The sequence below is a fragment of the Streptomyces sp. NPDC026092 genome (assembly GCF_040638605.1).
Taxonomy (GTDB): Bacteria; Actinomycetota; Actinomycetes; order Streptomycetales; family Streptomycetaceae; genus Streptomyces.
On record NZ_JBEZYN010000012.1, the window covers coordinates 1 to 20211 of the forward strand.

Annotated in this window: 17 protein-coding genes; 11 read left to right on the top strand and 6 right to left on the bottom strand. The window is 72.0% G+C overall.

All coding sequences use genetic code 11. From position 1 onward, the window contains the following. Positions 1-127 precede the first annotated feature (127 nt). On the bottom strand, positions 128-1111 hold the full coding sequence (gene speB, locus AB0F56_RS20415; RefSeq protein WP_362011488.1) for an agmatinase: 984 nt from the start codon (positions 1109-1111) through the stop codon (positions 128-130). 82 nt (positions 1112-1193) lie between these two features. Then, positions 1194-2708: a sodium:solute symporter gene (locus AB0F56_RS20420; RefSeq protein ID WP_362011490.1), complete on the bottom strand. Its 1515-nt coding sequence runs from the start codon at positions 2706-2708 to the stop codon at positions 1194-1196. A 190-nt stretch (positions 2709-2898) separates the two neighbouring features. Here AB0F56_RS20420 and AB0F56_RS20425 point away from each other — a divergent pair, with 190 nt between their 5' ends. Continuing rightward, complete coding sequence (locus AB0F56_RS20425; protein ID WP_362011492.1) at positions 2899-4422, top strand: PucR family transcriptional regulator; 1524 nt, start codon at positions 2899-2901, stop codon at positions 4420-4422. Between the two features lie 7 nt (positions 4423-4429). On the opposite strand, the gene AB0F56_RS20430 is transcribed toward AB0F56_RS20425, so the two are convergent. Continuing rightward, on the bottom strand, positions 4430-5038 hold the full coding sequence (locus tag AB0F56_RS20430) for a hypothetical protein (RefSeq protein WP_362011494.1): 609 nt from the start codon (positions 5036-5038) through the stop codon (positions 4430-4432). Positions 5039-5202: 164 nt separating this feature from the next. Here AB0F56_RS20430 and AB0F56_RS20435 point away from each other — a divergent pair, with 164 nt between their 5' ends. From AB0F56_RS20435 to AB0F56_RS20450, 4 genes are all read left to right on the top strand, one after another. After that, entirely contained in the window at positions 5203-6372 is a 1170-nt protein-coding gene (locus AB0F56_RS20435) for a helix-turn-helix transcriptional regulator (protein ID WP_362011496.1), read from the top strand. A 120-nt stretch (positions 6373-6492) separates the two neighbouring features. After that, positions 6493-7650: an acyl-CoA dehydrogenase family protein gene (locus AB0F56_RS20440; protein WP_362011499.1), complete on the top strand. Its 1158-nt coding sequence runs from the start codon at positions 6493-6495 to the stop codon at positions 7648-7650. Next, entirely contained in the window at positions 7651-8514 is an 864-nt protein-coding gene (tesB, locus tag AB0F56_RS20445) for an acyl-CoA thioesterase II (protein WP_362011502.1), read from the top strand. Between the two features lie 20 nt (positions 8515-8534). Further along, positions 8535-9542: a cation diffusion facilitator family transporter gene (locus tag AB0F56_RS20450; protein ID WP_362011504.1), complete on the top strand. Its 1008-nt coding sequence runs from the start codon at positions 8535-8537 to the stop codon at positions 9540-9542. Here the strand turns inward: AB0F56_RS20450 and AB0F56_RS20455 are convergent. Both AB0F56_RS20455 and AB0F56_RS20460 read right to left on the bottom strand, forming a co-directional pair. Then, on the bottom strand, positions 9512-10291 hold the full coding sequence (locus AB0F56_RS20455) for a phosphatase (RefSeq protein WP_362011507.1): 780 nt from the start codon (positions 10289-10291) through the stop codon (positions 9512-9514). The two genes, AB0F56_RS20450 and AB0F56_RS20455, sit on opposite strands and share 31 nt — an antisense overlap. A 74-nt stretch (positions 10292-10365) precedes the next feature. Continuing rightward, complete coding sequence (locus AB0F56_RS20460) at positions 10366-10953, bottom strand: TetR/AcrR family transcriptional regulator (protein WP_362011510.1); 588 nt, start codon at positions 10951-10953, stop codon at positions 10366-10368. A gap of 87 nt (positions 10954-11040) precedes the next feature. Here AB0F56_RS20460 and AB0F56_RS20465 point away from each other — a divergent pair, with 87 nt between their 5' ends. The 4 genes from AB0F56_RS20465 to AB0F56_RS20480 are packed head-to-tail and all read left to right on the top strand — an operon-like array spanning position 11041 to position 16824. After that, a complete protein-coding gene (locus AB0F56_RS20465) occupies positions 11041-12648 on the top strand; it encodes a carboxyl transferase domain-containing protein (protein ID WP_362011513.1) in 1608 nt (535 codons plus the stop codon). 14 nt (positions 12649-12662) lie between these two features. Continuing rightward, the gene (locus AB0F56_RS20470) at positions 12663-14720 is read left to right on the top strand and encodes a biotin carboxylase N-terminal domain-containing protein (RefSeq protein WP_362011516.1); all 2058 of its coding nucleotides are present in this window, start codon (positions 12663-12665) and stop codon (positions 14718-14720) included. After that, on the top strand, positions 14717-15652 hold the full coding sequence (locus AB0F56_RS20475) for a hydroxymethylglutaryl-CoA lyase (protein WP_362011519.1): 936 nt from the start codon (positions 14717-14719) through the stop codon (positions 15650-15652). Before AB0F56_RS20470 ends, AB0F56_RS20475 begins: the two co-directional genes overlap by 4 nt. A gap of 8 nt (positions 15653-15660) precedes the next feature. Next, positions 15661-16824: an acyl-CoA dehydrogenase family protein gene (locus AB0F56_RS20480; RefSeq protein WP_362011522.1), complete on the top strand. Its 1164-nt coding sequence runs from the start codon at positions 15661-15663 to the stop codon at positions 16822-16824. 732 nt (positions 16825-17556) lie between these two features. On the opposite strand, the gene AB0F56_RS20485 is transcribed toward AB0F56_RS20480, so the two are convergent. After that, positions 17557-18135 carry a TetR/AcrR family transcriptional regulator gene (locus AB0F56_RS20485; RefSeq protein ID WP_362011524.1) on the bottom strand — a complete coding sequence of 193 codons (579 nt, stop codon included), beginning with the start codon at positions 18133-18135 and terminating at the stop codon, positions 17557-17559. A 91-nt stretch (positions 18136-18226) separates the two neighbouring features. Between AB0F56_RS20485 and AB0F56_RS20490 the strand changes: the two genes are divergently transcribed. Next, positions 18227-18673 carry a DUF1772 domain-containing protein gene (locus AB0F56_RS20490; protein ID WP_362011526.1) on the top strand — a complete coding sequence of 149 codons (447 nt, stop codon included), beginning with the start codon at positions 18227-18229 and terminating at the stop codon, positions 18671-18673. Positions 18674-19156: 483 nt separating this feature from the next. Then, positions 19157-20209 carry an ABC transporter substrate-binding protein gene (locus tag AB0F56_RS20495; RefSeq protein ID WP_362011529.1) on the top strand — a complete coding sequence of 351 codons (1053 nt, stop codon included), beginning with the start codon at positions 19157-19159 and terminating at the stop codon, positions 20207-20209. The last annotated feature ends 2 nt before the right edge of the window (positions 20210-20211 follow it).

Consider the following 20211-nt stretch of genomic DNA (forward strand, 5'->3'; position numbering starts at 1 on the left):
GGGCGGCGTCCTCCCCGCGGGGGGGGCTGGGCTCGGGCGGGCCCGGGGGGGGGGGGGGGCGCGGGCGGGGGGGGGGGGGGCCGGGGGCCCCCCCCCCCCCCCGCCCCCCCCCCCCCGACCCCAGGGGTTACTTCGCGCCGGAGGCGCGCCCCGCCGCGATCTGGCGGGACATGATCGTCGTCAGTTCGTACGCCGTGTGCGACGCCGCGACCGCCGTGATCTCCGCGTGGTCGTAGGCCGGGGCCACCTCCACCACGTCCGCCGAGACCAGGTTGCAGGAGGACAGGCCGCGCAGGATCTCCAGGAGCTCGCGGGAGGTCATGCCGCCCGCCTCCGGGGTGCCGGTGCCGGGGGCGTGGGCCGGGTCGAGGCAGTCGATGTCGATGGAGATGTACAGCGGGCGGTCACCGATGCGCTGGCGCAGCTGGTCGGCGACCTCGTCGGCGCCGCGGCGGTAGATGTCCGCCGAGGTGACGATGCCGAAGCCCATCTTCTCGTCGTCGGTCAGGTCCTGCTTGCCGTACAGCGGGCCGCGGGTGCCGACGTGCGACAGGGCGGAGGTGTCGAGGATGCCCTCCTCGACGGCGCGGCGGAACGGGGTGCCGTGGGTGTACTCGGCGCCGAAGTACGTGTCCCAGGTGTCGAGGTGCGCGTCGAAGTGGAGCAGCGCGACCGGGCCGTGCTTCTTGGCGACGGAGCGCAGCAGCGGCAGCGCGACGGTGTGGTCGCCACCGAGGGTCATCATGCGCGCACCCGTGGCGAGCAGGTCGTCGGCCGCGGCCTCGATCGTCTCGACGGCCTCGTTGATGTTGAACGGGTTGGCGGCGATGTCACCGGCGTCGGCGACCTGCGCGAGCGCGAACGGCGAGGCGTCCTGCGCCGGGTTGTACGGGCGCAGGAGGCGGGAGGCCTCGCGGATCGCGTTGCCGCCGAAGCGGGCGCCGGGGCGGTAGGAGACACCGCTGTCGAAGGGGATGCCGACCACGGCGACGTCGGCGGTGCCGACCTCGTCGAGTCGCGGCAGCCGGGCGAACGTCGCGGGACCGGCGTACCGCGGGATGCGGGACGAGTCGGTGGGGCCGCGGAAGGCGTTCTGGTCGCTGCTGCTCATGGTCGGGTCCTCCTGGGTGTGTCGGTGGTGTCCGGCCGGGGCCCGAGGGTCGTCTCGGGCCCCGGCCGGGAGTCTGGTGCCGTCAGCCGGTCGCCGACGACGACACCGGCACGGTCTCCGGCTTCGTCGGGTCGGCGTCGGCGCCGGTGTCGGCGTCCGTTTCGGGGGTGTTCCGGCCCGCCAGCCGGTCACGCCAGTGGGCGAGCACGGCGGCGTCCGTCGGGCGGGTCGCCAGGGAAACGATCACATATGCGGCGAGCGAGGCCAACAAACCATAGTAAACAGGCTCATTTGCCAAGATTCCGTAAGCCCACATCAGGCCAATCACGGACAGGCCGCCGACCGTGACCGCGGCGAGCGCGCCCTGCACGGTGCCCCGGCGCCACAGCAGACCGCCGAGGATCGGCACGAGCAGGCCGCCGACCAGCAGGTTGTACGCGACGGTCAGCGCCTGGACGACGTCGTTGAGGGCGATCGCGATGGCGATCGTGGCGATGCCCATGAGGAGGATGAAGAGACGGTTCCCCTTCACCTCGTCGTGCTCCTCGGCACCGCCGCCCTTGGCCGTGAGACCGCGCAGCCGCGACCAGATGTCGTTGTTGGCGACGGTGGCGCAGGCGATCAGCGCGCCGGAGGAGGTCGACATCACCGCGGCGAGCGCGGCGGCGAGGACCAGGCCCCGCACGCCCATCGGCAGCTCGTCCTTGACGATCGTCGCGAAGGCGTCGTCGGCGCTGGGCAGGTTCGGGTAGAGCACCTTGGCCGCGGTACCGATGACGGCGCCGGCCAGGGCGTAGACGAGACAGTACGTACCGGCGACCGTGCCGCCCCACTTGGCGACCTTGTCGGTCCGCGCGGTGAACACCCGCTGCCAGATGTCCTGGCCGATGAGCATGCCGAAGGTGTAGATCAGGACGTACGTGAAGATCGTCTCGCCGCCGATGCCGAGCGGCGCGAAGTACTCGGTGGGCAGCTGGGCCTTCATCTCGGCGAAGCCGCCCGCCTTGATGACGGCGATCGGCAGCAGCAGGATCAGCACGCCGATGGTCTTCACCACGAACTGCACCATGTCGGTGAGCGTGATCGACCACATGCCGCCGAGCGTCGAGTACGCGACGACGATGGCGCCGCCGAGCACGATCGCGACCGTGCGGGGCAGGTCGAAGAGGACGTCGAAGATCGTGGCGTACGCGATGGTCGAGGTGACCGCGAGCATCAGCGTGTACGCCCACATGACCACGCCCGAGATGACGCCGGCCTTGCCGCCGTAACGCAGGTCGAGCATCTCGGAGACGGTGTAGACCTTCAGCCGGGCGATCCGGGCGGAGAAGAAGATCGAGAGGGCCAGCAGGCCGAGGCCGATGGCGAAGACCATCCAGGCGCCGGAGAGGCCGTACTTGTAGCCGAGGCCCACACCACCGATCGTCGACGCGCCGCCGAGAACGATGGCGGCCATGGTCCCGGAGTACATCCAGGGGCCGAGCCGACGGCCCGCCACCAGGAACTCGCTCTTGGACTTGGCGCGGCGCATGCCCCACCAGCCCATCGCGAGCATGCCGGCCAAGTACAGGACGATCACTGTGTAGTCGACGGCCATGGGGTGGGCCCTCCCTCGTTCGTTCCGGTGGCGTGTCGTGCGGTGGAGTGACAACCAGTGACTGTTCGCGAGGACATCCGCCCGTACCCGCGGCCGCTGGATGGCACGAGGCTAGGTGGCCGGAAAGCGACGAAGAAGCGTAAGTTTCATCCACTGTCAATCCGGTGCGATGTACGAAAGGTCCATAGCGATGGCCGCGCAAGAACCGACGTCCACGCCACCGGCCCCACCCGTCTCGCTGGCCGCACTGCTCGGCCGGAAGGACCTCGGGCTGCGGCGCCTGGCGGGACCGGCCGACGCCGCCATCCACTGGGTGCACACCTCCGAGATGGCCGACCCGTACCCGTACCTGCTCGGCGGCGAGCTCCTGATGACGGCGGGCGTGCAGCTCCCGGACCCGGCGCACTACGTCGAGCGGGTCGTGGAGGCGGGGGCGGCGGCTCTCGGCTTCGGTGTCGCGCCGGTGTACGACACCGTCCCCGCGGCCCTCGTCGCCGCGTGCGAGCGGCACGGGCTGCCGCTGCTCGAAGTGCCGCCGCAGACGCCGTTCACGGCGGTCGCCCGGGCGGTCTGGCGGCTGATGGCGGAGGCCCGCCACCGGGAGCTGCGGCGGGTGACGGAGGCCCAGCAGTCGCTCGCCGTGGCGGCCGCCCGTCCCGCGCCCGTCCCGGCGGTCCTGGGGGCGCTCGCCTCCCGGCTCGGCGGGCGGGCGGTGCTGTACGCGGCGGACGGCACGCCCTACGCGGCGGCGGGGCGGGAGCTGCCGGGCACGGTGTCCCTGGCGCTCATGGAGCTGGCGGGCGTGGTGGGCCACCGGCCCGGCGGCCCGGCCACGGCGAGCGGCGAGGGCGACGGGCTGCGCCTGGCCGCGTACGCGCTGGGCGGCGGCGACGGGCTGACCCTCGGGGTCGCCACGGAGAGCCGGGAGCCCGGGGACCACACCATCGCGGGCGTCGCCGTCGTCCTGCTCTCGCTGCTGACCGCCCCGCACCGCGGCGCGGACGTCTCGGCCCGCGACACGGCCCTGGTCCGCCTCCTCCTCGGGGCCGACGTCGAGGAGGCTTCACGTCCCCTCGGCCCGGGCCCCTGGACGGTCGTCCACGCCCGAGGCGGCGACGGCACCCCGTTCGCGGCCCCGAGCCTGGGCGCGGCACTGGGGACGGCGCTGGTGGACGCGGGCGGGGGCGGCACGGGCAGCACGGGTGGGGGCGGTGCGGGCGGGGGCGCACCCGGACGCGCCGACGCGGAGGCGGGGAGCAGCGAGCCGCACGGCACCCCCGTGTCCGTACGACTGCTGCTCCCCGCCTCCTCTCCCGTCACCGCCCAGCCCGGCTGGACCCTCGGGGTCAGCGCCCCCGTCGCGGCCGGCGACCTGGCCGTCGGCGACGCGCAGGCCGCGCGGGCGCTGCGCCGGGCGGAGGCGACCCGTACGGACCTCGTACGCCACCGGCCCGCCGGGTTCGGCGGGCTGATGGACGCGGCGGAGGCGACGGCGTACGCGCGCACCCTGCTCGCGCCCCTCCACGAACCGCTCACCGAGACGCTGCGGACCTGGCTCTCGCTGCACGGCAACTGGGACCGCACGGCCGTCGCCCTGGACATCCACCGCAACACCGTCCGCCAGCGCATCGCGCGCTGCGCGACGCTCCTGGCCATGGACCTGGACGACGCGGACGTACGGATGGAGCTGTGGTTCGCCCTCGGCCGGCTTTAGCGCTCGGTCAGGGCCAGAGCTTGTTCACGGCGGTACGGGTGGTCGTCTTGAAGGCGGTCACCGGGGCGTCCGCCAGGTCGCCCATCTGCCCCCAGCGGACGAGGGTGACCGCGCGGCCGTCGCGGCCGACGGAGAAGAGGTGGATGTCCGTGTTGCCGATCTGCGGGTCGGCGGTGTCCAGGCTGTAGACCCAGGCGCCCTCCTCGACGGCGACCTTGCCGTGGGAGGCGCTGACGGCCTTCAGGCCCGGGTTCTGCCGCTCAAGCAGGGGGCCGCAGCCGGCGAGGGACTTACGGAGGGTGTCGACCAGCTTCACGGCGTCGGCCTCGGTGCGGGCGACGGTGGTGATCTGGACGCCGTTGGTGTCGAGCTCGGTGCTGAACTCGCGGTAGCGGCTGTTCTGCGCCGGGATCTTGTACGGGGCGCAGAGGGCGCCGCCGTTCTCCGGGACGCCGGCGAAGACCTGGGTGGCGGTCCACGGCGTCGACGAGGGCGGCATCTGGGAGGCGGCGAGGAAGGCGGGCTGGGCGGCGGCCTGCGCCGGGGCCGTGGCGAGGGCCGCGAGGCCCAGGGCGGCAGCGGCGGCGCTGGCGAGTGCGGTACGGAACTTGTTCATGCTGGTGGATCCCCCGTCGGGTCGTTCGGTCAGTGCTCCACCAGCGTCGAGGCCGCCACCCACCGCCTGCAACGGTGACGCGCCCACCATCCGTCCCGGAACCATTCCACCCCTGCTGACGTGCAAGGACGTGAAGGGTGGGACGCATGGTCGAGGGGGATGGAATGCCGAAGGACGCCGCCGTCGAGGAGTTCGCTCGGCTCGTGCGCGCGATGAAGGCGCAGGACGGGAGGAGTTACGAGGCGCTGGGGCGGCGCCTGAGCGTCAGCGCGTCCACCCTCCACCGCTACTGCTCCGGCGCGACCGTCCCCGAGGAGTTCGCCGTGGTCGACCGCCTCGCCCTGCTGTGCGGGGCGGACGAGGAGGAGCGGCGGGCCCTGGAGGCGGCCTGGACCCGCGCGGACCGCGCCCGCCGCCCTGCGGTGCAGGAGCTCGGCGCGGAGTCGGAGCCCGAGCCCGGCCCGGAGGCGACACCTGAGCCCGCTCCGGAGCCGACTCCGGAGTCCGCGCCGGCCCCGGAGGCGGGACCCGCGCCCGAGCCGGAACCCGTGCACGCGCGCGTGCCGGGCCTCCCGTCCGAGCGGCGGAGGCGCCGGTGGGGATGGGTGGGCGTGGTCTGCGGGGCGCTGGCGGTCGTGGGGACGGTGACGCTCGGAGCCGTACTCCTGCCCGGGAAGACCCGGGAGCGGGCCGCCGAACCACCGGCGCCGCTGACGTGGACGGTCGCCTCGGACATCTGGAAGGGCGGGTGCGCGTACACCTACCTCATGGAGCGGACGCCCCCTCCCCCGCCGGAGGCGGCCGACGCGCGGGGCTGGGCGGCGGCGCAGGAGGCCGTGGACGGCGGGGAGACGCTGGTGCGGGTGTCGGTGCAGGGGAAGGGCGCGGCCGCGGTGGTGCTCCAGGCGCTGCACGTGCGGGTGGTGGAGCGGGGCGCGCCGCTGTCGTGGGCGGCGTACCGGATGGGCGACGGGTGCGGCGGGGCGGTGACGCCGCGCCTTTTCGATGTGGATCTGGACCGGCCGCGGCCGGTGGCTCGGGCACTCGACGGGTACGACGCCTCCGGGGAGGAGGGCCGGACGCTCCCGGCGATCTCCTTCCCGTACGCGGTGACCTCGTCGGACCCGGAGGAGCTGCTCGTCACCGCCCGGACGGCAGGCTGCGACTGCCGCTGGTACCTGGAGCTGGTGTGGAGCAGCGAGGGCCGTTCGGGGACGGTCCGGATCACCGACGACGGGCAGCCGTTCCGCACCGCCCCCGTCGCCGGCAGGCCTTTGTTCGCGTACGACGACGTGAACCGTCGCTGGATCCGCGAAGAGGCCTCCGGCTCCTGACCGGACGTGATGTGGACAACCATGCGTCCCCAACCCTGGACAGCGGCCAGAACCGATGGGTAACTTGACTGAGCAAGCGCTTAGCCATACATGGGCCCGCACATCCGGAGGAGTCGTACCGTGCGCCGTACCGTATTCAACGAGGACCACGAGGCGTTCCGGGAGACCATCCGCGCCTTCATCGAGGCCGAGGTCGTCCCCGTCTACGACGAGTGGTTCGCCGCGGGCCAGGCGCCGCGCGAGTTCTACGACAAGCTCGGTGAGCTGGGCATCTTCGGCATCAACGTCCCCGAGGAGTTCGGCGGCGCGGGCCTGGACACCCACAAGTTCGAGGCCGTCCTCTACGAGGAGACCTCGCGCGCGGGCGTGCAGTTCGGCGGCTCCGGCGTGCACGTGCTGCTCGCCCTGCCGTACATCAAGATGCTCGCCAACGACGAGCAGAAGAAGAAGTACCTGCCGAAGTTCGTCTCCGGCGAGGAGATGTGGGCCCTCGCGATGACCGAGCCGGGCACCGGCTCCGACGTCGCCGGCATGAAGACCACCGCCAAGCTCTCCGAGGACGGCACGCACTACGTCCTCAACGGCGCCAAGACCTTCATCACCGGTGGCGTCCACGCCGACCGCGTGATCGTCTGCGCCCGTACGTCCGCCCCGACGGCCGAGGACCGCCGCTTCGGCATCTCCCTCTTCGCCGTGGACACCAAGTCCGAGGGCTACTCCATCGGCCGCAAGCTGGACAAGCTGGGCCTGCGCACCTCCGACACCGCCGAGCTGGCGTTCGTCGACGTGAAGGTGCCGGTCGAGGACCTCCTCGGCGAGGAGAACAAGGGCTTCTCCTACCTCGGCCACAACCTCGCCTCCGAGCGCTGGGGCATCGCCTTCGGCGCCTACGCGCAGGCCAAGGCCGCCGTCCGCTTCGCCCAGCAGTACGTCACGGACCGCACGGTCTTCGGCAAGCCGGTCGCGCACTTCCAGAACACCAAGTTCGAGCTGGCCGCCTGCCAGGCCGAGGTGGACGCGGCCGAGGCCGTCGCCGACCGCGCCCTGGAGGCCCTGGACGCGGGCGAGCTGACCCCGGCCGAGGCCGCGAGCGCCAAGCTCTTCTGCACCGAGGTCGCGCACCGCGTCATCGACCGCTGCCTCCAGCTGCACGGCGGCTACGGCTACATGAACGAGTACCCGATCGCGCGCCTGTACGCCGACAACCGCGTCAACCGCATCTACGGCGGCACCAGCGAGATCATGAAGTCGATCATCGCGAAGTCGATGGGTCTGTAAGTGCCCGAGGCTCTCGACGCCCTGCTCGATCTGCTCGACCTGGAGCAGATCGAGCAGAACTTCTTCCGGGGACAGTCCCGTTCCGCCGTCGTCCCCCGCGTCTTCGGTGGCCAGGTGGCCGCCCAGGCGCTGGTGGCGGCCGGCCGGACCGTCCCCGGCGACCGGCTCGCGCACTCCCTGCACGCGTACTTCCTGCGCGCCGGGGACCCGGGCGCGCCGATCGTGTACACCGTGGACCGCATCCGCGACGGCCGGTCCTTCACCACCCGACGGGTCGTCGCCGTCCAGCACGGGCAGCCGATCTTCCACCTCTCCGCGTCCTTCCAGACGTACGAGGAGGGGCTGGAGCACCAGTACGACATGCCTCCCGCGCCGGACCCGGAGTCCCTGCCGACGGCCGCCGAGATGCTGCCCCGGCACCTCCCGGCGGACGTGGCCGCACGGCTCGTCGAGGCACGGGCGGCGGTGGACCTGCGGTACGTCGACACCCCGCCGTGGGGTTCGGTCGGTGAGCCGCGCGAGCCGCGCTCGCAGGTCTGGTTCCGTACGAACGGCAAGCTGGCCGACGACCCGCTGCTGCACGTCTGCCTGGCGACGTACGTCTCCGACATGACGCTGCTCGACTCTGTGCTGCTCGCCCACGGGCGCGGCGGCTGGGCGGTCGGGGACGTCGTCGGGGCCTCGCTGGACCACGCGATGTGGTTCCACCGGCCGTTCCGGGCCGACGAATGGCTGCTGTACGACCAGGAGTCGCCGTCCGCCTCGGGCGGCCGGGGACTCGGCCAGGCCCGGATCTACACGCAGGACGGGCGGTTGGCGATCTCCGTCATCCAGGAGGGTGTCGTTCGCGTCCCGCGCCGATGACCGGACATACCGTCCGATTCATGGCGCAGAGAGACTCGCGGAACGGCTCGAAGAAGGACGCGGGGAACGGCGAGAGCACCGTCACCGTGATCGTGGCGGCGGTGGCGAACCTCGGGATCGCCGCCGCCAAGGCCATCGCCGGCGTCATCAGCGGATCGAGCGCGATGCTCTCCGAGGCGGCCCACTCGGTCGCCGACACGGTCACCGAGGTCATGCTGCTCACCGCGCTCAGGCGGAGCGAGAAGCCGGCCGACGAGGACCATCCGCTCGGCTACGCGCAGGAACGCTACGTCTGGGCGCTGCTTGCCGCCGTCGCCACCTTCGTCGGCGGCGCGGTCTTCTCCGTCTACGACGGCATCCACACCCTCACCCACGGCGAGGAGGTCGGCGACCCGCTCGTCTCGTACATCGTGCTCGGCGTCGCCTTCGTCCTGGAGAGCTTCTCCCTGCGGACGGCGGTCCGTCAGGTCAAGGGCGAGGCGGAGCGGATGAAGGCACCCTTCGGCCGCTATCTGCGGCGCACCCCCGACACCACCGTCAAGGCCGTCGTCATGGAGGACTCGGCCGCCCTGTGCGGGCTGATGCTGGCGGCGGGCGGGCTGCTCGGCGTCGAGCTCACCGACGACAGCGCCTGGGACGGCGTCGCCTCGATCCTCATCGGCGCCCTGCTCGTGTACGTGGCCTGGGTGCTCGGCCGCTCCAACGCGGAGCTGCTCATCGGCCGCCCGGTCCCGAAGCGGATGCGGGCGGAGATCCGCGAGGAGCTGCTGACGGTGCCGCACATCATCGACGTACTGGACCTGACGACGCTGATCCAGGGACCGGAGGAGGTCATGATCGCGGCGAAGGTCGACTTCCGTGACATGTCCTCGGCCGAGCAGGTCGAGTGGGCGTGCGAGGAGGCCGAAGAGCAGCTGCGTGAGCGCTTTCCGGCCGTCAAGCGGGTGTACCTGGACCCGACACCGGGCCTGCAACAGCGTCGGAGCGGCGGGCCGGATCAGAGCAGGCCGGACGCGTCGAGCAGGTAGGCGGTGAGGGGCTCGTAGGAGCGGGGGTCGATGACGTGGTCGTCCAGCGGGATCGTGACCTGCATCGTGCCCTCGGCCTCGCCGATGAAGAGGGCGGGGTCGTTGCAGTCGGCGTAGCCGACGGAGTCGATCCCGCGCTGGCCGGCGCGTCCTGCCCAGCCGTGGTCGGCGACGACGAGGTCGGGCCGGGGCTCGCCCAGGGCCTCCAGGCCGTCCAGGATCGCGTTCATCGGTTCCGGCGAATGGGTGTGCCAGAGGGTCGCGCCCCGCTCGAAGACGGCGACGTCCGCGAACTGCACGACGTACCCCTCGTCGGCGGTGAGCCCGCCGGGGATCCGTACGATGTCGCAGCCCTGGGCCCGCAGCGCGGCGGCGACGCGGCTGTGGGCATCGATCAGCGCGCCCGGGTGGCCGGTCGCGAAGAGCACCCGCTGCTTGCCCGCGGCGGCCTTGCGGAGCCGGGCGGCGGCCCGGTCGAGGGCGTCGACGGTCAGCTCGGGGTCGATGGTGTCCTGGCCGGCGCGGTGGGCGGGGTCGTCGTTCACCCCGCACCGCTCGGCCATCACGGCGAGCACGTCCTGCTCGTCGGTCCACCGGTCGCCGAGTTCCAGGCCGAGCCAGTAGTGCCGGTCGCCGTTGGCGAGCTTGCGGTAGTGGGAGAGGTTGTTGTCGCGCGGGGTGGCGACGTCTCCGGCGATCCGGGTCCGCACGAGGTGCTCGACCAGGGCGGGGCGACTGAGTATCGGCATGATGCTCATTCTGCCGGGCCGCCGGGCGGCCGTCCGCCCGGTTTCACCTCCTGGACCGGAGTCCGTGCCGCCCGCTACGCCTCCGCGAGGGCGCCGAAGGCCCCGTGCGCGAGGCGTCGCAGCAGCTCCTCCATCGAATCGCGGCCGACGGCGGCGAGGTGCGGGGTCGAGTTCAGGAGCCCGAAGACGGCGTGGACGGCGGCCCGGGCCTCGCCCTCGGAGGCCGCCGGGTACAGCTCCCGTACGACCGTCACCCACAGCTCGACGTACTGCCGCTGGAGCTGGCGTACCCGCTTGCGGTCCTCGTCCTTGAGCCGGTCGAGCTCCCGGTCGTGCAGGGTGATGAGGGGCCGGTCGTCGAGCGCGAAGTCGATGTGCCCGTCGATGAGCGCGCCGAGCAGCGCCCGCGGGTCGCCGGCGGCGTCGCCCACGCGCAGCAGGCCGCCGTCGAGGAGGCGCTCGCTGATGCCGACGAGCAGCTCCGCGAGCATCGCGTCCTTGCCCGGGAAGTGGCGGTAGAGCCCGGGGCCGCTGATGCCGACAGCGGCTCCTATCTCGTCGACGCCCACGCCGTGGAAGCCGCGCTCGGCGAAGAGGCGAGCGGCCTCTTTGAGGATCTGCTCGCGTCGCGTGGGGGCGTCGGTCCTGGCGGTGGTGGTCATGCAGATGATTCTAGACAACCGCGTTAGCGGTCGTTAACCTGAAGGACATACGTTAACGCTCATTAACCGAGCAAGGGAGCTCGAGGGATGCAGCAGGCACCTGTGCTGACGAGCGCGGCGGATCCCGCGTCCGCGGCCTGGCAGGCCAACGAGGCGGCGCACGAGGAGCTGACCGCGACGCTCCGCGCCAAGCTCGCCGCGGTCGCGCTCGGCGGCGGTGAGAAGGCCCGCGCCCGGCACACCGCGCGCGGCAAGCTGCTGCCGCGCGACCGGGTGGACACGCTCCTGGACCCGGGTTCCCCGTTCCTGGAGCTGGCCCCGCTCGCGGCGAACGGGATGTACGGCGACGCGGCCCCGGCCGCCGGAGTCATCGCGGGCATCGGCCGGGTCTCCGGCCGTGAGTGCGTGATCGTCGCCAACGACGCGACCGTCAAGGGCGGCACGTACTACCCGATGACGGTGAAGAAGCACCTGCGGGCCCAGGAGGTGGCGCTGGAGAATCGTCTCCCCTGCCTGTACCTGGTGGACTCGGGCGGCGCGTTCCTGCCGATGCAGGACGAGGTCTTCCCCGACCGGGAGCACTTCGGCCGGATCTTCTACAACCAGGCCCGGATGTCCGGCGCCGGCATCCCCCAGATCGCCGCCGTCCTCGGCTCCTGCACGGCCGGTGGCGCGTACGTCCCGGCGATGAGCGACGAGGCCGTGATCGTACGGAACCAGGGCACGATCTTCCTCGGCGGACCGCCGCTGGTGAAGGCGGCGACCGGCGAGGTCGTCACGGCGGAGGAACTGGGCGGCGGCGAGGTGCACTCCCGTACGTCCGGAGTCACCGACCACCTCGCCGAGGACGACGCGCACGCGCTCCGGATCGTCCGGAACATCGTCGCGACCCTGCCCGCACGGGGCGAACTGCCCTGGTCGGTGGAGCCGGTCGAGGAGCCGAAGGTGGACCCGGCGGGGCTCTACGGCGCGGTGCCGGTGGACTCCCGTACCCCGTACGACGCCCGTGAGGTCATCGCGCGGATCGTGGACGCCTCCCGCTTCCAGGAGTTCAAGGCCGAGTACGGACAGACACTGGTCACCGGCTTCGCCCGGATCCACGGCCACCCGGTCGGGATCGTCGCCAACAACGGCATCCTGTTCTCCGAGTCCGCCCAGAAGGGCGCGCACTTCATCGAACTGTGCGACCAGCGCGGCATCCCGCTGCTGTTCCTGCAGAACATCTCGGGCTTCATGGTCGGCAAGGACTACGAGGCGGGCGGCATCGCCAAGCACGGCGCGAAGATGGTCACGGCCGTGGCCACCACGCGCGTGCCGAAGCTGACGGTGGTCGTCGGCGGTTCGTACGGCGCGGGCAACTACTCGATGTGCGGCCGGGCGTACTCCCCGCGCTTCCTGTGGATGTGGCCCAACGCCAAGATCTCCGTCATGGGCGGCGAGCAGGCCGCGTCGGTCCTCGCGACCGTCAAGCGGGACCAGCTCGGCGACGAGTGGAGCGCGGAGGACGAGGAGGCCTTCAAGGCCCCGATCCGCGCGCAGTACGAGACCCAGGGCAACGCCTACTACGCGACGGCCAGGCTCTGGGACGACGGGGTCATCGACCCGATGGAGACCCGCCAGGTGGTGGGCCTCGCCCTGACGGCCTGCGCCAACGCGCCGCTGGGTGACCCCCAGTTCGGCGTCTTCCGGATGTGAGGGGACCCCAGCAGATGTTCGACACAGTCCTTGTGGCCAACCGGGGCGAGATCGCGGTCCGCGTCATCCGCACGCTGCGGGCGCTCGGCGTCCGCTCGGTCGCGGTGTACAGCGACGCGGACGCGGAGGCCCGGCACGTCCGGGAGGCGGACACGGCGGTACGGATCGGCCCGCCGCCGGCCTCCGAGTCCTACCTGTCGGTACCGGCGCTGCTCGAAGCGGCCCGTCGCACGGGCGCGCAGGCGGTCCACCCGGGGTACGGCTTCCTGGCGGAGAACGCGGGCTTCGCGAAGGCGTGCGAGGAGGCGGGCCTGACGTTCATCGGCCCGCCGGCCTCGGCGATCTCGCTGATGGGCGACAAGATCCGCGCGAAGGAGACGGTGAAGGCGGCAGGGGTCCCGGTGGTCCCCGGCGCCGCCGATCCCGAACTGGAGTCGGCTGCGCGGGAGCTGGGCGCCCCGGTCCTCCTCAAGCCCTCGGCGGGCGGCGGCGGCAAGGGCATGCGCCTGGTGCGCGACCTGTCGGTCCTTGACGACGAGATCGCGGCGGCGCGCCGCGAGGCGCGGTCGTCCTTCGGCGACGACACCCTCCTGGTGGAGCGGTGGATCGACCGCCCGCGCCACATCGAGATCCAGGTCCTGGCGGACGCGCACGGGAACGTGGTCCACCTGGGCGAGCGCGAGTGCTCGCTCCAGCGCCGCCACCAGAAGATCATCGAGGAGGCCCCGAGCGTCCTCCTGACCCCGGAGCTCCGGGAGTCGATGGGCGCGGCGGCGGTCGAGGCGGCGCGCTCGTGCGGGTATGTCGGCGCGGGCACGGTGGAGTTCATCGTGCCGGGCGGCGACCCGGCCTCGTACTACTTCATGGAGATGAACACCCGGCTCCAGGTCGAGCACCCGGTGACGGAGCTCATCACGGGCCTGGACCTGGTGGAGTGGCAGCTGCGGGTCGCGGCGGGCGAGAAGCTGGGCTTCGGGCAGTCGGACATCCGCCTGGACGGCTGGGCGATCGAGGCCCGGATCTGCGCGGAGGACCCGTCGCGGGGCTTCCTCCCCTCGGGCGGCACGGTCCTGTCGCTGCGGGAACCGCAGGGCGAGGGGGTGCGCACGGACTCGGGCCTGAGCGAGGGCACGGAGGTCGGCAGCCTGTACGACCCGATGCTGTCGAAGGTCATCGTCCACGCCCCGGACCGCCCGACAGCCCTCCGCCGCCTCCGGGCGGCCCTCGCGGACACGGTCACCCTCGGCGTCCCGACCAACGCGGGCTTCCTGCGACGCCTGCTGGCGCACGAGTCGGTGGTGAGCGGGGACCTGGACACGGGCTTGGTGGAGCGCGACGCGGAGAGCCTGACCGGAGGGTCGGTCCCGCCGGAGGTCTACGCGGCGGCCGCGCTGCTGCGCCAGTTCCCCCCGACTCCTGGGCCGACCGGCACCGGCTGGACGGACCCCTTCGACGCCCCCACCGCGTGGCGCCTCGGCGGCCAACCGGCCTGGACCCCACGCCACTTCCGCGCGGCGGGCCACGACCCGGTCGTGACCCGCATCCGCGGCAGGGCGGGGGGTGCGGAACTGGTGCTGGGTGAGGGTGCTGCCGCGTCCGGGGCAGGAGGGGTGTTCGCTGTCGCGCTCGGCAGCTCCCCCGAAGCCCCCGGCAGGGATTCGGGAAGGGGTGGGGTGGGGGAGACCTCCGCCGACCACGTGACCGTGCACTTCGACGGCGTCGTCCACCACTTCCACGTCGCCCGCTCCCCCGAAGGCCTCTGGCTCGGCCGGGACGGGGACTCCTGGCACCTCCAGGACCACGACCCCGTCGCCGCGGCGCTCAGCGGTGCCCGGCACGGCGGCGCCGACACGCTGGCCGCGCCGATGCCCGGCACCGTGACCGTGGTCAAGGTCGCGGTCGGGGACGAGGTCGAAGCCGGGCAGAGCCTGCTCGTGGTCGAGGCCATGAAGATGGAGCACGTCATCTCCGCCCCGCACGCCGGCACCGTCACCGAGCTGGACGTCACCCCCGGCTCCACCGTCGCCATGGACCAGATCCTCGCCGTGGTGACTCCCAGGGAGGAATCATGACCACGGGCCTGCCCATGCGCGTGCCCGCCCCCGGGCTCCCCGCCCGGGTCCGGATCCACGAGGTCGGCCCCCGCGACGGGCTCCAGAACGAGAAGACCGTCGTCCCGACGGACGTCAAGGCCGAGTTCGTACGACGGCTCGCCGCCGCTGGGCTCTCCACCGTCGAGGCGACCAGCTTCGTCCACCCCAAGTGGGTGCCCCAACTCGCCGACGCCGAGGCGCTTTTCCCGATGCTCGGCGGGGTGCCGGCCCGGCTTCCCGTACTCGTACCGAACGAGCGCGGACTCGACCGCGCCCTCGCCCTCGGCGCCCGCGACGTCGCCGTCTTCGCCTCCGCCACCGAGTCCTTCGCGAAGGCCAACCTCAACCGGACCGTCGACGAGGCCCTCGCCATGTTCGAGCCCGTCGTCACGCGCGCCATAGAGCAGGGTCTCCGCGTCCGCGGCTACCTCTCCATGTGCTTCGGCGATCCCTGGGAGGGCCCGGTCCCGGTCGAGCAGGTCGTCCGCGTCACCAAGGCCCTGGCCGAGATGGGCTGCGACGAGCTGAGCCTGGGCGACACGATCGGGGTCGCCACCCCGGGCCACGTCACCGAGCTCCTGCACGGCCTGAACGAGGCCGGGGTACCGACGCGGCGCCTCGCCGTGCACTTCCACGACACCTACGGCCAGGCCCTCTCCAACACCCTCGCCGCCCTCCAGCACGGCGTCACCACCGTCGACGCCTCCGCCGGCGGCCTCGGCGGCTGCCCCTACGCCAAGAGCGCCACGGGCAACCTCGCCACCGAGGACCTCGTGTGGATGCTCGACGGCCTCGGCATCGAGACCGGTGTCGATCTGACCGCCCTCACCGCCACCAGCGTGTGGATGGCTGAACAACTGGGCCGACCGAGCCCGTCCCGTACCGTCCGCGCCCTCTCCCACAAGGAGTGACGTCACCCATGTCCCTCGACCACCGGCTCGCCGAAGAGCACGAGGAACTCCGCCGCACCGTGGAGGAGTTCGCGCACGACGTCGTCGCGCCGAAGATCGGCGACTACTACGAGCGCCACGAGTTCCCGTACGAGATCGTCCGCGAGATGGGCCGCATGGGCCTGTTCGGCCTGCCCTTCCCGGAGGAGTACGGCGGCATGGGCGGCGACTACCTCGCGCTCGGCATCGCGCTGGAGGAGCTCGCCCGCGTGGACTCGTCCGTGGCGATCACCCTGGAGGCGGGTGTCTCGCTCGGCGCGATGCCCGTCTACCGCTTCGGCACGGAGGAGCAGAAGCAGGAGTGGCTGCCGCGGATGTGCAGCGGCGAGATCCTGGGCGCGTTCGGCCTGACGGAGCCGGGTGCGGGCTCGGACGCGGGCGGGACCCGCACGACGGCCGTCCGCGACGGCGACGACTGGGTCATCAACGGCTCCAAGTGCTTCATCACCAACTCCGGTACGGACATCACGGGCCTGGTGACCGTGACGGCCGTGACCGGCCGGAAGGCCGACGGCCGCCCGCTGATCTCCTCGATCATCGTCCCGTCCGGCACCCCGGGCTTCACGGTCGCCGCCCCGTACTCGAAGGTCGGCTGGAACGCCTCGGACACGCGCGAGCTGTCCTTCGACAACGTCCGCGTGCCCGCCGCGAACCTGCTCGGCGAGGAGGGGCGTGGGTACGCGCAGTTCCTCCGCATCCTCGACGAGGGCCGGATCGCGATCTCGGCGCTCGCGACCGGGCTCGCGCAAGGCTGTGTGGACGAGTCCGTGAAGTACGCGAAGGAACGTCACGCCTTCGGCCGCCCGATCGGCGACAACCAGGCCATCCAGTTCAAGATCGCGGACATGGAGATGCGGGCGCACATGGCCCGGATCGGCTGGCGCGACGCGGCGTCCCGGCTGGTGGCCGGGGAGCCGTTCAAGAAGGAGGCGGCGATCGCGAAGCTGTACTCCTCCACCGTCGCGGTCGACAACGCCCGCGAGGCCACCCAGATCCACGGCGGCTACGGCTTCATGAACGAGTACCCCGTCGCCCGCATGTGGCGCGACTCCAAGATCCTGGAAATCGGCGAGGGCACGAGCGAGGTGCAGCGGATGCTGATCGCGCGGGAGTTGGGGCTGTCGACTGCGTGACCGTGTCGCGTGTCGCCTTACGCGAGGAACGCCCGTCGCCCCACTCGGGGTGGCGGGCGTTGCCGTTGGGGGCCTTGAGTGGATCTGGCTTCCGAGCGGGTCGAGGCCCTGGCGCCGGTGAGCCTCTGGCGGGGCCGCCCTCTCTCCGAGAGTCGCACCTTCCACCGCCGCGTCAAGGGCGCTCCCTCCGGTCGCGTCGCTCCGCGATGGCCTACGGCCACCCTTGACCCGACGCCTCCAGGCGCGAAAACACTCTCGGAGGGCGCCCCGGGGCGTGGCCACGGGGAACGGCGGGAATCGCTCCGGCCGCGAGGCCGCCTGCGGCCCGGCGGGTGGGGGCATGGGGATTGGCCGGGCGGGGTGGGGGCCTCGCGGCCGGCGGGTGGGAGGCCGGGTATCGCTCCGGTCGAGCGGGTGCCTTGCGCCCGGTGGGTGGGGGCTCGGTTTGCGGCGGGGGTGGGGGACGTCGGTCCCGGTCGGCTCGGGGTGCGCGGCAGTGGAATGGGGCGGTGACGGCACCGGCTCAGCGACTGACGGCACGTGTCCGGCTGGGCTTCATGCCCGGCTGTTTCAGCCCCGGTGGGTCCCCATTCCCCCTGCGGGAGCCGCGCTGCCCTGCCCGGCCCTAAGTGCAGCGAACTTCGCATAGCCGCACACGGACGGCGGCGATTGCCGGGGGTGTCGGCCATGCGGGGGCGAGTTCGGGGGCAAACGTGCGCGCTTGAGGCGCTGTCAGAGCGCGGCCAGTCGGTCCACCAGGAGTTCCATTCGCCGCTCGGTGTCCTCCGGGGGCAGGCGGCCTGCCCTGGTCAGGGTTGCCATCCCGTGCAGTGATGCCCAGAACACCTCGGTGAACAGGCCCGGGTGGACTCCGTCCCCTGCGACGTCCGCGAGGCTCTCCAGGAGGGCGGCGAAGGCGTCCTTCAGTGGGGCCGGGGTGTCCTCGTGTGCGAACGCCAGGCCGCCGTCGAGTTGGAACATGGCGTCGTAGACCGCCGGGTTGCGCTCGGCGAAGTCGAGGTAGGCGCCGGCGAGGGCGGTGACGCGGGCGCGAGGGCCGTCCGCGGTGGAGGTTGCGGCCCGGAGCGCCACGGCCATCTCGGCGGCGCCCTGGAGGGCGACGGCGCCGATGATCTCGCGCTTGCCGCGGAAATGGCTGTAGAGGACGGGCTGGCTGTATTCGATGGCCTCGGCCAGCCGGCGGGTGGTGACCGCGTCCCAGCCCTGGTCCTCGGCGAGTTCGCGGGCCGTCGCCACGATGAGTCGCTCACGGTCCGCCCGTTCGCGCTGCTTGCGTTCCTGTACCGACATGACTCGATTCTAGCATCGCTAGACAATCGAGCGGCAGTAGCACTAGCGTTGCCTCATCATCTAGCGGCGCTAGATCCCAGGAGGGGTCCCCATGCTCAACGCACTCGAGGTCTTCACCACCGTGGTCGTCGGCCTGATGGTGGGGGTGGAGTTCTCCGTCGCCTTCGTCATCAACCGGATCCTCGACGCCCTCCCGGAGGAGAGCGGCGTACTCGGCCGCGCCCACGGGGGCCGGATGCTCGGCGCCGTGATGCCGGTCTGGTACATCAGCTCGCTCGTCCTGGTCGCGATCCTGGCCATCGCCGGATGGGGCCAGGACGGCGCCGGACTCCTCGCCACCGCCGGCGCGCTGCTGATAGTCAGCGTGATCATGTCGGTCCTGCTGCTCGTCCCGATCAACAACCGGAGCAAGACGTGGACCCCCGACAACCGCCCCGTGGACTGGAAGGAGCAGAAGAACCGCTGGGACCGCTTCCACTACGTCCGCGTCGCCGTCATCATCGCCGCCTTCACCCTCCTGACCGCCGCCCTCACCTGAGCCGGCACGCAACACCGAGCCGGCACCCCCAGCGCGCACGTTTCCCCCCGAACTCGCCACCGCACAGCCGACACACCCGACAATCGCTGCCATCCGTGTGCGGCTATGCGGAGTTCGCTGCACTTAGGGCCGGGCAGCGGGCTCCCGCAGGGGATTTGGGATCCGCCGGGAGCAATCAGCGGGGCATGAAGCCCAACCGAGCCCGCGACCGCCGGCCACTGAGCCGGACTCAGAACGAGGGCGGCCGAACCAGAAGCCCGCGAAGGGCCCGCCGCCACGTCAACCGAGGCGACCCGCAGCACAACCGACCCCCACGAAAGGGAACTTCACCCTCGGGTCACCCAAGGGCCAAATATGCCCCCGGCATGTGACATGCACCCCAGCCCCAATCCACCCCCACCCCTCCAGATCAACGTGAGGTTAGGCTAACCTACCTTCGACTTGCCCAGGCCGTCCCCGGCACGTACCGAAAGTGACTCCGCCATGCCCAGCAACGCCCGAGCCACCTCCCTCACCCGTCGCGGCCTGCTCGCCGCCGGCGGCGCCCTCGGGCTCGGCGCCGCGCTCGCCGCCTGTGGGACCAAGACCGAGAACGGTGGCGGCAGCGCCGCCGGGGCCTCCGAGAAGGCCGGGCCGTGGAAGTTCACCGACGACCGCGGCACCGCCGTCGAGGCGAAGGCGACCCCGAAGAACATCGTCGCCTTCACCGGCATGGCCGCCGCCCTCAAGGACTTCGGCATCGAGGTCAAGGGCGTCTTCGGCCCGACCTACGTCGAGGACCCGAAGACCAAGGCCAAGAAGCCGGACGTCCAGGCCGGCGACCTCGACATCGCGAAGGTCACGGTCATCGGCAACGTCTGGGGCGAGTTCAAGATCGAGGAGTACCTCAAGCTCAACCCGGACCTCCTCATCACCGACATGTGGGAGAAGAACGACCTCTGGTACGTCCCGGCCGAGCAGAAGGACAAGATCCTCAAGATCGCCCCGAGCGTCGCGCTCTGGGCCTCGGACAAGTCCATGCCGGCCGTGCTCCAGCGCCACGTCGACCTCGCCGCCTCCCTCGGCGCCGACGTGAAGACGCAGAAGCTCAAGGACGACAAGGCCCGCTTCGAGGCCGCCGCCGAGCGCGTCCGCCAGGCCGCCAAGGGCAAGAAGGACATCAAGGTCCTGATCGGCTCCGGCTCCCCCGACCTGTTCTACGTCTCCACCCCCGTCCGGCCGACCGACACGCTCTACTTCAAGGAGCTGGGCGTCACCCTCGTCACGCCCGACAAGCTGGACCAGGGCGGCTGGTTCGAGGGCCTCAGCTGGGAGAACGTCGGCAAGTACCAGGCCGACATCATCATGCTCGACAACCGCACCTCCGCCCTCCAGCCCGAGGCGCTCAAGGCCAAGCCGACCTGGGCCGCGCTGCCCGCCGTCAAGGCCGGCCAGGTCATTCCGCGCGTGACCGAGCCGATCTACTCGTACGCCAAGTGCGCCCCGATCCTGGAGGACCTGGCCAAGGCCCTCGAGAACGCCAAGAAGGTGTCCTGACC